The organism is Neptunomonas sp. ABH4_499 (assembly GCF_056160565.1).
Genome location: NZ_JBSWXK010000010.1, coordinates 145155 through 159917 on the forward strand (window position 1 = coordinate 145155; position 14763 = coordinate 159917).

The window sequence follows — 14763 nt, forward strand, 5'->3', positions numbered from 1 at the left end:
CCGATACGCGACGAATAAAAATAACAGACCCGCAAAGGAGATCTTGATGAATAAGATCAATACATCCGTACCAACGCCACTCTCTGCAACCGACACCGCCGTGGTCAATTGGCTCAGTGGTTTTGAAGAGTGCCTTGCCTCCAATCAACCCGAACGTGCCGCCGAACTGTTCGAAAAAGAAGGTTTTTGGCGTGATCTTGTCGCTTTTACATGGAATTTAAAAACCATGGAGGGGCAGGATGAGATCCGCTCAATGATCCAAGCGACCGTACCAAACGCCAAACCTTCGAATTGGCAGTTGGATGAATCCGCCAATGAAAACGATGGCGTTATTGATGCGTGGATCACCTTCGAAACCGCCGAAGGGCGGGGCCGTGGACATCTGCGCTTACGCGATGGCAAAGCGTGGACCCTGCTGACCACCTTGGTGGAGCTTAAGGACTTCCCCGAAAAGAAAAACTACCTGCGCCCGAAAGGCGCTGAGCACGGTGCGAATAAGCATCGCAAAACATGGCTTGAGCAACGTAAAGAGGAAGAGGCCACCCTTGGGTACTCCGAGCAACCTTACTGCCTCGTCATCGGCGGTGGTCAAGGCGGGATAGGTTTAGGCGCGCGATTGCGCCAGTTAGAAGTCCCAACGCTGATCATCGATAAACACGAACGCCCAGGCGATGCGTGGCGTAAACGTTATAAGTCCCTCTGCCTGCACGACCCGGTTTGGTACGACCACATGCCGTACATTCCATTTCCGGATCATTGGCCAGTCTTCGCCCCGAAAGACAAAATTGGCGACTGGCTGGAGATGTACACCAATATCATGGAGCTGAATTACTGGAGCTCCACCACCTGCGAGAGCGCGCACTACGATGAGAGCGCGAAAGAATGGGTCGTGCATGTGAATCGCAACGGCGAGGAGTTAGTACTGCGCCCTAAACAGTTGGTACTTGCCACAGGGATGTCAGGGATGCCGAATGTGCCGACCCTTAAAGGGATGGAAACCTTCCAAGGTGAGCAGCATCACTCCAGTCAGCACCCAGGCGGTGAAGCCTATCGTGGTAAAAAGTGCGTGGTGCTGGGCGGTAATAACTCAGCGCACGACATCTGCGCTGCTTTGTGGGAGAACGGCGCCGATGTCACCATGATTCAGCGCTCTTCAACGCATATCATCAAATCCGACTCGCTAATGGATAAGGTACTGGGTGGTTTGTATTCCGAAGAGGCCGTTCAAAATGGGATAACGACCTACAAGGCGGATCTCACCTTTGCCTCCATCCCGTTTAAGATCATGCCGGATTTCCACATTCCGTTGTATGAAGCGGTGGCCGAACAAGACGCCGAATTTTACGATCGTCTGAAAAAAGCCGGGTTCTTGTTGGATTTTGGGGATGATGGATCGGGTCTCTTTATGAAATATCTTAGAAGAGCTTCGGGTTATTACATTGATGTGGGCGCATCCGAATTGATCGCCGATGGTGAGATTAAGCTCAAAAGCGGCGTAACCATTGAGGAGATCAAACCGCACTCGGTGGTACTGACCGATGGCACGGAGCTTGAAGCGGATTTGATCGTCTACGCGACAGGCTTCGGTTCGATGAACGGTTGGGCCGCCAAGATCATCTCGCAAGAGGTGGCCGATAAAGTGGGTAAATGCTGGGGCATGGGGTCAGACACGACAAAAGACCCAGGCCCATGGGAAGGGGAGCTTCGCAACATGTGGAAACCCACTCAGCAGGAAGCGCTCTGGTTCCACGGCGGTAACCTTCACCAATCGCGGCATTACTCGCAGTATTTGTCGTTACAATTAAAAGCGCGGATGGAGGGGCTGGAGACTCCGGTGTACGGCCTTCAGGAGGTACACCATCTGTCTTAGCGGGGCTTAAAGAAAAAGGCTCTGCAAAGCTGACCAAACAGGCTTGCAGAGCCAAAAAATGATTAAGGACAAAACCCCAATCAGGCAAGGGAGATCAATGGATTACTGAGCAAAAGCCCCGGCAGGGTGCTCGTTCGGGTCCATTGCGCCCGTCATGATGGCAACCGCATCGTTCATGGAGTGCGTACTTGGCTTCACCACGGCGATGCGTTTACCTAGGCGGTGGATGTGAATCCGATCCGCCACTTCAAACACGTGCGGCATGTTGTGGCTGATCAGCACCACAGACAGGCCTTTATCACGTACATCTTTGATCAAATTCAGTACGCGTCGGGACTCTTTCACCCCAAGCGCAGCGGTGGGTTCATCCATGATGACCACGTGTTTTGCAAACGCCGCCGCACGGGCCACCGCGACCCCTTGGCGTTGACCACCCGAGAGGGTTTCAACCGCTTGGTTGATGTTCTGGATGGTTAACAAGCCTAATTCGCTGAGCTTGGCTTTGGCTTCCTCGTTCATCGCTTTGCGATCCAACATGCGAAACACCGAGCCTAAAATGCCGGGGCGAAGACGCTCGCGGCCAAGGTACAGGTTGTCGGCAATGTCCAACGACGGGGATACTGCTAAGTTTTGATAAACGGTCTCGATGCCGTGTTTGCGGGCATCCATTGGGCTTTTGAAATTGATCTTTTTACCGTCGAGTAAGATCTCACCGCTGTCGGGCACCAGTGCGCCTGAAAGCGCTTTAATCAGTGAGGATTTACCGGCACCGTTATCACCAATGACGGCTAGAATTTCGCCACGTCGCAGTTCAAAGTCCGCGCCATCGACGGCGGTTACGTGTCCGTAGCGCTTAACCAGGCTTCGGGCTTCGAGTACGTGTTCAATGTTGCTCATAAATCACCTGCCTTACGCTTTACGAATCCACTGGTCCATGCCCACCGCAACGATGATCAATAAACCCACTGTGAACTCTTGCCAAAGGACATCGACACCGGCCAATGCCAAACCGTTACGGAAAACGCCAACCACTAAGGCACCGATGAGGGTTCCGAAGATAGCGCCGCGACCCCCAAACAAACTACAGCCGCCGATTACGACCGCGGTAATACTGTCGAGGTTAGCCATCATGCCCGCTTGCGGGCTGACCGAGCCGATACGGCCAATCAGAGCCCATGCGCCGATGGCGCAGATGATGCCGGCCACGACATACACGGACATCAGGATGCGATCGGTACGGATACCGGCCAAGCGAGCCGCCGCTGGGTCGTCCCCTGTGGCGTACACATGGCGGCCCCACGCGGTCCAGTTAAGGGCGTACCAAACAATTAAAAAGAGTGCCAACATCAGCAGTGAGCCGTAGCTGAGTTTGGCACCCAGAAACTCAATCGTGTGACCTGTCCAATGGAGCAACGGCGCGGCGTTATCAATCGCTTGTGAGCGGATCGTCTCGCTTTTGGAGTACCAAAGGTTCAGGGCGAAAAAGATGTTCCACGTGCCCAAGGTAACGATGAACGGGGGCAGCTTAATCTTAGTGACTAGGAAGCCGTTGATGCAGCCGCACACGGCACCGGCAAACAAACCGATCCCCAGCGCACCAAAGGGTGGAAAGCCAAAGTCGACAGCCATTCGGCCCATCACGACCGAGGTCAGTACCATAATCGCACCCACCGACAGATCGATACCGGCGGTCAGGATGATCAGCGTTTGGGCAATACCCAAGATACCGATGATGGTGACCTGCTGAAGAATCAGCGACATGTTAAAGGGGTGCAGGAAGCGATCCCCAATGATAAAACTGAACGCAACAACGGCTAAAAACAGAACAATGGCCGGTGCCGCGGTTGGGTGTTGGTGGAAAAATCGATGGGCTCTTTCGCCGAACGAGAGCTTTTCAGTCTCGAACGAAGCAAAATTTCCGTCGGCGGCTGATGCAATGAGCTCGTGCTCAGCGGCCTGAGATTTTTGGGTAGCTGAACTGCTGGACATGGAAAACTCCCGAAAGGATCAAGGCAGGGCCGAAACCCTGCCTGAGGTGCTCAGTCAGACGATGCGAGGCTTAGCCCCAGCACATATCCAGACCGTCTTTAGAGGATTTGGACTCGATGCCTTCTTGCGGCGCATCGGTGATCAGTTCGACACCGGTGTTTACGAAGTCCAGACCTTCAGAAGCAGATGGCTTCTTACCGGTTTTGGCGTATTCCAGAATCGCATCCACGCCCATAGACGCCATGCGAAGTGGGAATTGCATAGAGGTTGCGCCGATCACGCCATCGCGAACGTTCTCAACACCTGGGCAACCACCATCAACAGAGACAATCAGAACGTCGTCTTGTCGACCTGCTGCTTTCAGCGCTTCATAAGCACCGGCGGCGGCGGGTTCATTGATGGTGTAAACCACGTTGATGCCTGGTTCTTTCTGCAGCAAGTTTTCCATCGCGCGACGGCCGCCTTCTTCCGCACCGCTGGTCACATCGTGGCCAACAATACGTGGGTCGTCTTCATCACCAATGCGCTTAGGGTCTTTAACGTCGATGCCAAAGCCTTCAAGGAAACCTTGGTCGCGCGCAACGTCAACGGTAATCATGCTGCTGTTCAGATCCAGCATCGCAATTTTGGCGTCTTTGGCTTTATCGCCTAAGGTTTTCGCCGCCCACTGACCGATGTACACACCGGCTTTGTAGTTGTCGGTGGCAAAGGTCGCATCCGCCGCATCAGCAGGGCTTAATGGGGTATCCAGAGCAATCACCAGCAAGCCTTCAGCGCGCGCACGGTCAATGGCAGGAACAATCGCAACAGGGTCGCTTGGGGTGATCAGAATGCCTTTCGCGCCAGAGGCGATCAGGTTTTCAATCGCTTGAACCTGAGATTGATTGTCTCCATCAAACTTACCGGCAAACGTGCGCAGATCTACGCCCAGCTCATCGGCTTTATCTTTCGCACCTTCGCGCATCTTCACGAAGAAAGGGTTGGTGTTGGTTTTTGTGATCAGACCTACCACAGGTTTGTCATCAGCAGACACCATAGGCGTTGCCAGAGCAGCAGACATAGCCAAAGCTAAAAGGCCGGATTTGAATTTCATGGAAAACACTCCCGTTATTGTTGTAGTCGAATGTTTTGAATGTTGATTCGTCTTTTGTTGTTTAGAGAGCCAACACATCACGTTCAGATTCAGCCCCCACAATGGTGGACGACGGACTGCGCAAGGCGGGCTCAGTCTTGATTAAAAAGGCTGCGGGTTAATGAAAAATGTCCAATCCAACAAGCTTTGTTAACAAATGAAACAATTGGTACTGCATCCGGATGGGCGGCCATAGGGCATTCAGCTTGTCAGTGGTATAGTCGCAGCGTGTGCACACACTTAAATCAATAAGCGCACCACACCAACCGACAAGAACCAGCACGCTATGCGCTTTTGGCTTAAGGCCAAGGTGAGGGCGAGCCGACAGGGAGTAGTAGACGTGAACGAGACGGTGACCTCATTTGCGGTGAATTTCATCGCCACCATCGGGATTCTGTTTTTAATTCTATTTATTGGTCTTTTGATCACAGCCGTGATCATGTACCGCAACGACCGACGCCAAACCCATAAAACGATTTTGCGAAATTACCCATTAATTGGCCGTTTTCGCTACCTTTTCGAACATTTAGGTGAGTTTTTCCGTCAGTACTTTTTTGCGATGGACCGGGAAGAGCTGCCGTTTAACCGCGCACAGCGCAGTTGGGCGTATAGGGCGGCAAAAAACGTTGATAACACCGTAGCCTTTGGCTCAACACGTGATCTTCGACGCGCTGGGACGTATTACTTCTTAAATTGTCCTTTTCCAACGCTGTCGGAAGACTCCGCGGCATCGCAACCGATGCGCATTGGGCCATACTGCCGCGAGCCATATGATGCGCCATCGTTTTTTAATATCTCGGCCATGAGCTACGGAGCGTTGTCAAAACCGGCGGTTCAAGCCTTATCCAAAGGGGCAGCAAAAGCCGGTTGTTGGATGAACACAGGTGAAGGCGGCTTATCGCCGTATCACTTAGAGGGCGGGTGTGACATCGTTTTCCAAATCGGAACCGCGAAATACGGGGTTCGCGATGCAACGGGTGGTTTGTCCGATGACAAACTGCGTGAAAAAGCCGCTCACCCACAAGTGAAGATGTTCGAGCTGAAGCTCAGCCAAGGGGCAAAACCCGGTAAAGGCGGCATTTTACCTGCAGAGAAAGTGAACGAGGAGGTCGCGGCGATTCGCGGAATCCCAGTCGGAGAGGCGTCGATCAGTCCAAACCGCCATACCGACATCGCCTCGATTGATGATCTGTTAGATCGTTTAAGTCACATCCGCGAGGTCACCGGCAAACCGGTGGGCTTCAAAATGGTACTGGGCACAACGGACTGGTTGGATACGTTCTGCGAGGCGGTCATTAAGCGCGGTACCGAAAACGCGCCAGACTTTATCACGCTCGACAGCGCCGATGGGGGCACAGGTGCCGCACCGATGCCATTAATGGACAGTGTGGGGTTACCCGTCAGCGAGAGCTTGCCGTTATTGGTGAATAAGCTGATGCAACACGGCCTTCGTGAGCGGATGCGGGTGATTGTCTCGGGCAAGATGATTAACCCAACCGATGTCGCCGCGGCGATCTGCATCGGGGCGGATTTTGTGGTCAGTGCGCGTGGCTTTATGTTCGCATTGGGGTGCATTCAGGCGCTGCAGTGTAATAAAAACACCTGCCCAACAGGTATTACGACACATAATCCAGAGTTAAATCACGGCTTAGTTCCGGCCGACAAGGCCGAGAGGGTCGCACATTATCATCACAACTTAGTGCATGAAGTAGAGACGATTGCGCATTCGTGTGGGGTGCCAGAGCCCCGACAGCTCAAACGCCATCATGCGGCCATGGTTCTGGATGGGGGACGTTCAGTGCCTCTGAACATCATCTATCCAGAAAACTAAGTGTGCAGCGCGCCTGACACTGTCAGGCGTGCCTTAATAAGCTATGTTACGGCGGCAGTGCTAGAGGTCGTCGTCTAGCCAAGCGTCGAGGGTTTCTTTCTCGAGGCGCTTTTGTTCGCGGTGCGCTTCAATGGCGCGGCGCGCTGCCAATAAACGTTGGGATGCGACCTGCTTGTTTTTGATCTTGGTTTCTTCTTCGAAACCGATCAACGCATCGATCACTTGGATCTGACCATCTGTCAGGTGTTCCATCTTTTCATTCAGCATGCGATGTATCCTCTCTCATACCTATCCACCTCGGACTGGGAAAGGTGTCCCAGCAGAGGCATCACTGAAGACAACGGTTAATTTGTAACCAATCGCTGTGCGTTTTTCAACCAGTCTTTGGGCGTACGCCCAACGTGGATGAATCAGCAATGTTCACAGGCTAATGTCCTTCCATGACACTCATGTGACAAGAATACGCTACTTTTTAAGGGCTGAACGAAAGCTTAAGCAGAGAATAAACGGCCGTCTTACGAGCCGGGGCGGGTTAGTAAGCGCTTATCATTGTGTCGCAAGTTTTTGAGGCTGCGTTTGATGGTTTTAAGGTGATCGATCAGGACAGGTCCCAGTTTCATCGCCACACCAACGGCTAAAATATCGATGACAATCAAATGCATAACGCGCGATGACATCAAGGTACTGAGGTCTTTATCCTCTTCCACATCGATGTGAATGGCGATGTCGGCTAATTCCGACAAGGGGGTAAAGCTTGGGCACAACGCAATAACGGTAGCCCCAGCTTCTTGCACCAATTTGCTGGTATGAAGCAGATCTTTAGTACGACCCGTTTGGGAAATGGCCACCACAACGTCCTTATCGGTGAGCGATACGGCCGAAATGGTCTGCATGTGAGGGTCTGAATAGGCCGCCGCCGACACTTGAAGGCGGTGAAATTTGTGTTGAGCGTCGGTACATACCGCCGCAGAGGCACCAAAACCGTAGAATTCAACACGCTTGGCTTTGACTAAGGCATCGATTGCGGTCTCGAGTGCGACGGGGTCGAGTTGATCACGAATGTTGATCAGGTTACCGATCATGGAGTCGCAGATCTTTTGCTTAAACTCCGCAACCGTATCTTTGGAGTCGATCGCGAACTGCTCAAACTGCGCAGTGCTGGCCAAACCTTGCGCCAGCGTCAGTTTAAAATCCTGAAACCCGTCGTAATGAAGCGCCCGACAAAACCGAACCACCGTTGGCTCGCTGACTTGGGCTTGCGCCGCTAGGTCAACAATCCGCATATGAATCACATCATTAGGATTAGCCAAGACAAAATCTGCCACTTTCTGCTCTGACTTGCGCAGTTTAGGGCGTGCGTCCGTGATTGATTTTAGAAGGTTGGCTGAATTCAAATGCCTGTCCCAATAAGGTCCGATTTCGGGAAGCCATCAGTATATCAATGAAAGGGAAAACCACCTAACCCGATACCAAAAACCCAATGACGTGAGGAACGTAAATTTATAAGCTCAGTCATAAGCTTAGTCAGTTTTAACAAGGATGCGGTAATGAATAAAACATGGTGGTTTATAAAACAGTGGTCGCAACGCTTATGGGTCCGAGCGGCGCTGTTTTGTTTTATCTCCATTGCCATCGTGATGATTGCCGCCGCAGCTGGTCCCTTTTTGCCGAGCAGCTTTGCTGAGCTGATCAGCGAAAATACGGTCAGCTCGATTTTAACCATCTTAGCCTCCAGTATGCTGACGGTAACGACTTTCTCGCTCAGTACCTTGGTATCGGCGACTAATGCGGCGGCCAGCACGGCTACGCCTCGTGCAACTCAACTGCTGCTCCAAGACACCACAGCACAAAATGCGTTGTCCACGTTTTTAGGCTCGTTTCTGTTCAGTTTGGTGGGCTTAGTTGCCCTGAACACCGGGTTCTATAGCGGGGGCGGGCGCTTTCACCGGGGATCAGCGACCCAGGCACAGCGATCAATGTGATTGAAACCTTAGTGCGGGTGATGGCCGAGCGCGCCTCTGGGTGTGATCAAAATAAAACCGAGTATGACCGGGTCTACCTTCCGGAGTTATCGCCAAAAACCTTATTTGATGTGGCCTTTATGCCGGTCTCACGTGATGGTGCTGGCATGATTGAAGTGGCCATTCGCTTACAAAAAGCCCTGTTTGCTCTATCAAAAATGCCCGATCGCGTCTGCCAAGAGGCGGCAATTGAGTTTGCTAAAGAAGCATTGGAGCGAGCACTGTCGATATTGACCTTTGAGACGGATCAACAGCGTCTGATCGCTTGTCATAAGTCGCTGTTTTCAGACGATCAGAGCGCTTAAGTGCGATTCTCTGCGTAGTAACACGTACGTATTCAGAAGAGTGTTGCGTTTCTTTGCAGGTGGGTATTCTGCGTGCTATTTTCTTCTAACCTTGCTAACTAAAAGAATAAAGGGAGTAGATCTGTGAAGCGTCGTCAATTTCTGAAAGGGGCCGGTGCCGCCTCCGTTGCTGCAGGTGCAATGGTGTCCGCTCAAGCTCAAGCAGCTCCAGAGTTTAAATGGAAGATGGTCACAACATGGCCTAAAAACTTCCCAGGTTTAGGTACAGGTGCAAACTACCTGGCTAAGCTGATCGGTGAGATGTCTAACGGCCGAATCCAAGTTAAAGTCTACGGTGCCAAAGAGTTGGTTGGCGCTTTGGAAATCTTTGATGCTGTCTCTCGTGGTACGGCCGAAATGGGCCACGGTGCTGCGTATTACTGGAAAGGCAAAAGCCGTGCAGCGCAATTCTTTGCAGCAGTACCGTTTGGCCTGACCGCACAAGAGATGAACAGCTGGTTGTACCACGGTGGTGGTATGGAGCTGTGGGAAGAGGTATACGCACCGTTTAACCTGATCCCAGGTGCTGTGGGTAATACTGGCGTTCAGATGGGCGGTTGGTTCAACAAAGAGATCAACTCCGTCGATGACCTGAAAGGCCTAAAAATGCGTATTCCGGGCTTGGGCGGTGAAGTGCTCAAGCGTGCCGGTGGTACGCCAGTGTTGCTTCCAGGTGGCGAGATCTTCCCATCGTTGCAATCAGGTGCGATCGATGCAACTGAGTGGGTCGGCCCTTACAACGACCTCGCATTTGGTCTGCACAAAGCCGCGAAATACTATTATTACCCAGGCTGGCACGAGCCAGGCACAACGCTGGAATGCTTCATGAACAAAGAAGCGTTCGAGTCTTTGCCGGCCGATCTTCAAGTGATCGTTCGTTCGGCCATTCGTATTGCCAACCAAGATATGCTGGCGGACTTCACAGCGAAGAACAACCGTGCGCTGGAGCAACTGGTTAACGAGCAAAACGTCGAGTTGCGCCCTTACCCAGACGAAGTTCTGAACACACTGCGTGAACTGTCCGACCAAGTGGTTGCAGAAGAAGCCGCGCAAGATGAGATCACCAAGAAAGTGTTTGATTCTTTCGTGAAATTCCGCGACCAGGCGAAGAAGTGGCACCAAGTCTCTGAACAAGCCTACTTGAATGCTCGTAACCCACTCTCGTAAATAAGAGATCGGTTATGACGTGAAAAGAGCCTCTGATGAGGCTCTTTTTTATGACCATGGAGAAACAATCGCAATGATGAGCACGAAAAAAAACAAAAACGCGAAAGTGGCTAATGTATATATGAGTAGCCGAAGAGCGGTAGAGTGAAAAGAGGCTTCTATTTTAGGTTTAATGTTAAAAGTAAATAACCCATACGCTATTGAAAAAACAGCTATGGGTAAAATAAAGCTTAGAAAAATATTATTACTATCGATTGGTGAAAGTAAGAAAACGCTGAGCGCAGTATAGATAAATACGCCGATTATGTAGATGACAATTTTCGCGGTTTGAGCAAAGTAAGAAGAAATTACACCAAAAAAGAGAGCTAAGGGGATGATCATATCCTTGTCTGAGAATGTTACACATCTCGATGCTAACAACCGTATGAGAACTTTTCAATCCTCGAAAGTTCCCATACGTGATGGCTGACGTTTATACAAGTAAATTGGCATTAATCTCACTGATGTTTTTAGCGCCGGTCAGTACCATCGCCACACGCATCTCTTTCTCGATCAAATCGAGCAGATTCGCAACGCCGGCTTCGCCATCGGCCGCGAGTGCGTAGATGAAGGCTCGGCCGAGCATAGTGCAGTCGGCACCGAGTGCCAGCATACGCACAACATCCAAGCCGGTTCGGATGCCCGAATCCACCAAAATCTTAAGCTCGCCTTTTACGGCATCGGCTATGGCGGGCAGGGCGCGTGCGCTTGACAGTACGCCATCCAGCTGACGACCACCGTGGTTTGAAACGATGATCCCATCCGCGCCAAAGCTTACCGCATCGCGAGCATCTTGCGGGTCGAGAATCCCTTTGATCACCATCGGGCCATCCCAGAAGTTACGGATCCACTCGAGGTCTTTCCAGCTGATGGATGGGTCAAAGTTAGCGCCCAGCCATCCAATGTAATCTTCAAGGCCGGTTGGGTTACCGCGATACGCCGAGATGTTACCCAAGTCATGCGGCTTACCATGTAGGCCAACATCCCACGCCCAGCGAGGGTGTGTGACCGCCTGAAGCATACGACGAGACGCAGCGTACGGACCACTCATGCCAGAATGCGCATCGCGGTAACGGGCGCCCGGTACCGGCATGTCCACAGTGAACACTAAGGTGGTAACGCCAGCTGCTTTGGCACGCTCCAGCGCATTTTGCATAAACCCGCGGTCTTTCAGAACATACAGCTGGAACCACATAGGGCGGTTAATGGCCGGTGCCACCTCTTCGATGGGGCAAACCGATACGGTCGACAGCGTAAAGGGAATGCCTTTCTTGTCGGCCGCTCGTGCGGCTTGTACTTCGCCTCGGCGGGCGTACATACCGGTTAAGCCAACCGGTGACAGCGCCACGGGCATCGAGAGGGATTCATCAAAAAGCTGAGTCTCTAAACTCAGCTGTGACATATCGTTTAGCACACGTTGGCGTAACGCGATGTCGCTCAGATCGGCAACATTGCGCTTAAGGGTGTGCTCGGCGTAGGCGCCGCCGTCGATGTAATGAAATAGAAACGGCGGTAAGCGACGTTTTGCCGCAGCACGATAGTCGGTGGAGGCCGAAATAATCATTGTTATAATCCCTACGGTTTGGGTAACAGCGAAGGCCAGAGATACCTCTGACCTTGGTTTTACATGGATCAGTGAGTCAAGAGTGGATCATCCACGCCTAATAAATAGACCGCGATTAGCGCGATAATACCAGTCATTAAAACGTAGTAGAGCGTTGGCCATACGGTTCGACGAAGCGTAGCTCCTTCTTGACCCAGTAAACCGACGGTGGCGGAGGCCGCAACCACGTTGTGAATAGCGATCATATTACCGGCGGCTGCGCCCACCGCTTGCGCCGCAATCATCAAGCTGGTTGATAAGCCTAGGTTGGTCGCAACGCCAAACTGGAACTGGCTAAACATCATGTTGGATACGGTGTTAGAGCCTGCCAAGAAGGCACCCAGCGCACCGATGGACGGTGCGACCAGTGGGTAGATCCCTCCAACGCTATCGGCCACATAACGCGCCATCAAGATGGGCATGCTCGGAAGGTCAGCGGCGTTAACACCTGAGTTGATCAGGATACGCACCATCGGCACGGTAAACAGCAAGACGAATCCGGCGCTGACCAAGACACTGCCCGATTCTTTTGCGGCTTTGCCAAGCTCGCTAAAGGTCATGCGGTGCAGGAAGAAGGTGATCAGAACCACCATCACCAAAATTCCCCCTGGCAGATACAGGGGTTGGAAGCCCGCATTCACACCGGTTTCACCCAATAGATCCGAAAAGCCGATCGAAACGGATTTAAACACCGCTGTGACTTCTGGGAATACACGGCTGACCACTAAGAAAACACCCACTAAAACGTAAGGCATCCAAGCGCGCAGACCGCTCATTGGACGTGCGGTTAGATCATCCAATTTGATCTCTACTCGACCCACCCAATCCGTTGGCCATTCGCTGCGATCGGCAAAGTCCCACGTCTTTTTCGGTACTAAGAAGCCCGCGCGCGCAGCGCTGGTCACAATCGCAAGGCCAACCAAACCACCAATCAAGGATGGGAACTCAGGCCCTAAGAAAATACCCGTCAGTACGTAAGGAATGGTCACAGACAGTCCGGTAAAGAGCGCAAACGGCAGTACTTCGAGCACCGCTTTCCATGAACGATCTTTACCAAAGAAGCGCACTAGCATGATGACCATGATCAACGGCATCACTGTACCTACGATGGCATGCATGATGGCCACTTGGCTGGTGATCAGTTGCAGGTAGGTATCCCAGTTAGACCCATTCGCAACCAACTGTTCAGTGATGGCAGCATGATCAAGACCTGTGTTCACGCCGACAATGATCGGTGTACCCACGGCGCCAAACGAAACGGGTGTGCTTTGCACCAACATGCCCATTAGCACAGCGGCAGTGGTCGGGAAGCCGATGGCGACCAGTAATGGCGCTGCAATTGCCGCTGGCGTACCGAAACCGGATGCGCCTTCGATAAAGCAGCCAAAGAGCCACGCGATGATGATGGCTTGAATGCGTCGGTCAGGGCTGATGGTGGTGAACCCGGCGCGGATCACCTTAATGCCACCCGAGTGCTTCAGCGTATTCAGTAGGAAGATGGCGCCAAAAATGATCCATAAAAGGCTAACGGTTACGATCAGACCTTGCAGTGTCGAGGCCAGAACGCGGTTAAGGCTCATATCCCAAGCAAACAGTGCCACTCCAGCACTGACTAGATAGACCAAAGGCATTGCACGTTTTGCTGGCCAGCGTAACCCCACCAAGAGAAGTCCCGCCAAGAGAATAGGCGAAAAGGCCAGGAGTGCTAAAAGTCCTGAAGGCATAGAAATGTCATCCTGTAATTATTTTTAACGGATACGGTAAATTGGTAAGACCAATTGACAATGTTGTTTGGACAGCGTATGGTAGGTAGCCTCATCCTGTCAAACTACCCACGTTATACCTTGGTATAGTGAAAGACCGCTAAGCCCCGTCAGTTGTATGATCTTTAATTTCTATCTGTTAATTGGTATGACCAATTATTGGTTGAGCGTGTGTGATGATCAGACGGCGACCCGCTGATGAGAGTAAAAGTGCTTACTGTGAAACAGGTGGCCCAGCGGCCAGCGGAAACACCAGTAATCGGCATGAAAGGTGTTGAACATACCTCGCCCAACGCGCGGGTCGAGCAATCGGCTGATCTTACGAAAATGCCGTGTCGTGCGCGACCAGGCCACATCATTCAGATCCCCCGTCACCAGAATCGGTCGGGTATCCTCGGCCAGATCTTTGGCAACAACTAACAGCTCTGCATCGCGTTCGGTTGAGGCCTCGTTCTCGGAAGGGCTTGGGGGTGCTGGATGCAGAAAATGACAGCGAATACGATCCCCAATGGGGGTCTCTAGCTCAGCAAAGATTGAGGGCTTATCGTCCTCAACCAAAAAGTTAACTTGTTGATGATGCAGCGGCCACTGGGAATAGAGATGGATTCCTTACAGGTTATCCAAAGGGCAGGCGACTCGGTAAGGGTAGTGCGCGTTAATCTTAGCGAGCTGGTCTTCCCACCATTGATCCGTTTCCAAAGTGACGAGCACATGTGGCTGATATTGTTGTACCAATTCCAAGAGCTTATTGGCATTGCGATTCGTCATTAACACGTTAGAGGTCATGATCTTAATCGGCACGCCCGCCTCTGAAGTCAGGCTTTTGACCTCTTTAGGGAAGATCGGCAAATACTCCATGATCCATTTTAACTGCCACGCAAGGGCGATCAGGCTTACGATTAAGAGCGATAAGTAGTCGTCCCTGAAAAACACCCTTTACCCACGGACCAAACTCAGGCTCTGTGCGTTCATTTCTCTTCTTTCCAATAACCCGATCAAATACA

At 51.9% G+C, this 14763-nt stretch carries 12 protein-coding genes and 1 pseudogene; 5 read left to right on the top strand and 8 right to left on the bottom strand.

The window, feature by feature from the left end:
• Positions 1-46 precede the first annotated feature (46 nt).
• On the top strand, positions 47-1870 hold the full coding sequence (locus tag ACXAF9_RS12105) for a flavin-containing monooxygenase (protein WP_475074476.1): 1824 nt from the start codon (positions 47-49) through the stop codon (positions 1868-1870).
• 102 nt (positions 1871-1972) lie between these two features.
• Here the strand turns inward: ACXAF9_RS12105 and ACXAF9_RS12110 are convergent, their stop codons facing one another.
• The 3 genes from ACXAF9_RS12110 to ACXAF9_RS12120 all read right to left on the bottom strand — a co-directional run bounded on the left by ACXAF9_RS12110 (position 1973) and on the right by ACXAF9_RS12120 (position 4952).
• Complete coding sequence (locus ACXAF9_RS12110) at positions 1973-2767, bottom strand: ATP-binding cassette domain-containing protein (RefSeq protein ID WP_475074478.1); 795 nt, start codon at positions 2765-2767, stop codon at positions 1973-1975.
• A gap of 12 nt (positions 2768-2779) precedes the next feature.
• The gene (locus ACXAF9_RS12115) at positions 2780-3859 is read right to left on the bottom strand and encodes an ABC transporter permease (protein ID WP_475074480.1); all 1080 of its coding nucleotides are present in this window, start codon (positions 3857-3859) and stop codon (positions 2780-2782) included.
• Positions 3860-3929: 70 nt separating this feature from the next.
• Positions 3930-4952: a substrate-binding domain-containing protein gene (locus ACXAF9_RS12120; RefSeq protein ID WP_475074483.1), complete on the bottom strand. Its 1023-nt coding sequence runs from the start codon at positions 4950-4952 to the stop codon at positions 3930-3932.
• A gap of 379 nt (positions 4953-5331) precedes the next feature.
• On the opposite strand from ACXAF9_RS12120, the gene ACXAF9_RS12125 reads away from it, so the two are divergent.
• Complete coding sequence (locus tag ACXAF9_RS12125; protein WP_475074486.1) at positions 5332-6822, top strand: FMN-binding glutamate synthase family protein; 1491 nt, start codon at positions 5332-5334, stop codon at positions 6820-6822.
• A 60-nt stretch (positions 6823-6882) separates the two neighbouring features.
• Here ACXAF9_RS12125 and ACXAF9_RS12130 read toward each other — a convergent pair whose 3' ends face one another.
• Entirely contained in the window at positions 6883-7089 is a 207-nt protein-coding gene (locus ACXAF9_RS12130) for a PA3496 family putative envelope integrity protein (protein WP_475074490.1), read from the bottom strand.
• 248 nt (positions 7090-7337) lie between these two features.
• Positions 7338-8216: an SIS domain-containing protein gene (locus ACXAF9_RS12135; protein WP_475074494.1), complete on the bottom strand. Its 879-nt coding sequence runs from the start codon at positions 8214-8216 to the stop codon at positions 7338-7340.
• A gap of 153 nt (positions 8217-8369) precedes the next feature.
• Here ACXAF9_RS12135 and ACXAF9_RS12140 point away from each other — a divergent pair, with 153 nt between their 5' ends.
• The 3 genes from ACXAF9_RS12140 (at position 8370) to ACXAF9_RS12150 (ending at position 10354) form a co-directional block, all read left to right on the top strand.
• Positions 8370-8804 carry a DUF2254 family protein gene (locus tag ACXAF9_RS12140; RefSeq protein ID WP_475074498.1) on the top strand — a complete coding sequence of 145 codons (435 nt, stop codon included), beginning with the start codon at positions 8370-8372 and terminating at the stop codon, positions 8802-8804.
• Positions 8801-9148, top strand: a complete 348-nt coding sequence (locus ACXAF9_RS12145) for a hypothetical protein (RefSeq protein WP_475074502.1) — start codon at positions 8801-8803, stop codon at positions 9146-9148. The genes ACXAF9_RS12140 and ACXAF9_RS12145 overlap by 4 nt, the downstream gene beginning before the upstream one ends.
• Before the next feature lie 123 nt (positions 9149-9271).
• Complete coding sequence (locus ACXAF9_RS12150; RefSeq protein WP_475074506.1) at positions 9272-10354, top strand: TRAP transporter substrate-binding protein; 1083 nt, start codon at positions 9272-9274, stop codon at positions 10352-10354.
• A gap of 472 nt (positions 10355-10826) precedes the next feature.
• Here the strand turns inward: ACXAF9_RS12150 and lldD are convergent, their stop codons facing one another.
• The 3 genes and pseudogenes from lldD to ACXAF9_RS12165 all read right to left on the bottom strand — a co-directional run bounded on the left by lldD (position 10827) and on the right by ACXAF9_RS12165 (position 14617).
• Complete coding sequence (lldD, locus tag ACXAF9_RS12155) at positions 10827-11957, bottom strand: FMN-dependent L-lactate dehydrogenase LldD (protein ID WP_475074508.1); 1131 nt, start codon at positions 11955-11957, stop codon at positions 10827-10829.
• A 68-nt stretch (positions 11958-12025) separates the two neighbouring features.
• Positions 12026-13720 carry an L-lactate permease gene (locus ACXAF9_RS12160; protein ID WP_475074510.1) on the bottom strand — a complete coding sequence of 565 codons (1695 nt, stop codon included), beginning with the start codon at positions 13718-13720 and terminating at the stop codon, positions 12026-12028.
• A 219-nt stretch (positions 13721-13939) separates the two neighbouring features.
• Positions 13940-14617: pseudogene (locus ACXAF9_RS12165) on the bottom strand (endonuclease/exonuclease/phosphatase family protein).
• Between the last annotated feature and the right edge of the window lie 146 nt (positions 14618-14763).

What these genes read in the sequence shown, in the direction of transcription:
- ACXAF9_RS12105 (WP_475074476.1), top strand. Translation starts at nt 47, where the DNA reads ATGAATAAGATCAATACATCCGTACCAACGCCACTCTCTGCAACCGAC.
- ACXAF9_RS12110 (WP_475074478.1), bottom strand. Translation starts at nt 2,767, where the DNA reads ATGAGCAACATTGAACACGTACTCGAAGCCCGAAGCCTGGTTAAGCGC.
- ACXAF9_RS12115 (WP_475074480.1), bottom strand. Translation starts at nt 3,859, where the DNA reads ATGTCCAGCAGTTCAGCTACCCAAAAATCTCAGGCCGCTGAGCACGAG.
- ACXAF9_RS12120 (WP_475074483.1), bottom strand. Translation starts at nt 4,952, where the DNA reads ATGAAATTCAAATCCGGCCTTTTAGCTTTGGCTATGTCTGCTGCTCTG.
- ACXAF9_RS12130 (WP_475074490.1), bottom strand. Translation starts at nt 7,089, where the DNA reads ATGCTGAATGAAAAGATGGAACACCTGACAGATGGTCAGATCCAAGTG.
- ACXAF9_RS12140 (WP_475074498.1), top strand. Translation starts at nt 8,370, where the DNA reads ATGAATAAAACATGGTGGTTTATAAAACAGTGGTCGCAACGCTTATGG.
- lldD (WP_475074508.1), bottom strand. Translation starts at nt 11,957, where the DNA reads ATGATTATTTCGGCCTCCACCGACTATCGTGCTGCGGCAAAACGTCGC.
- ACXAF9_RS12160 (WP_475074510.1), bottom strand. Translation starts at nt 13,720, where the DNA reads ATGCCTTCAGGACTTTTAGCACTCCTGGCCTTTTCGCCTATTCTCTTG.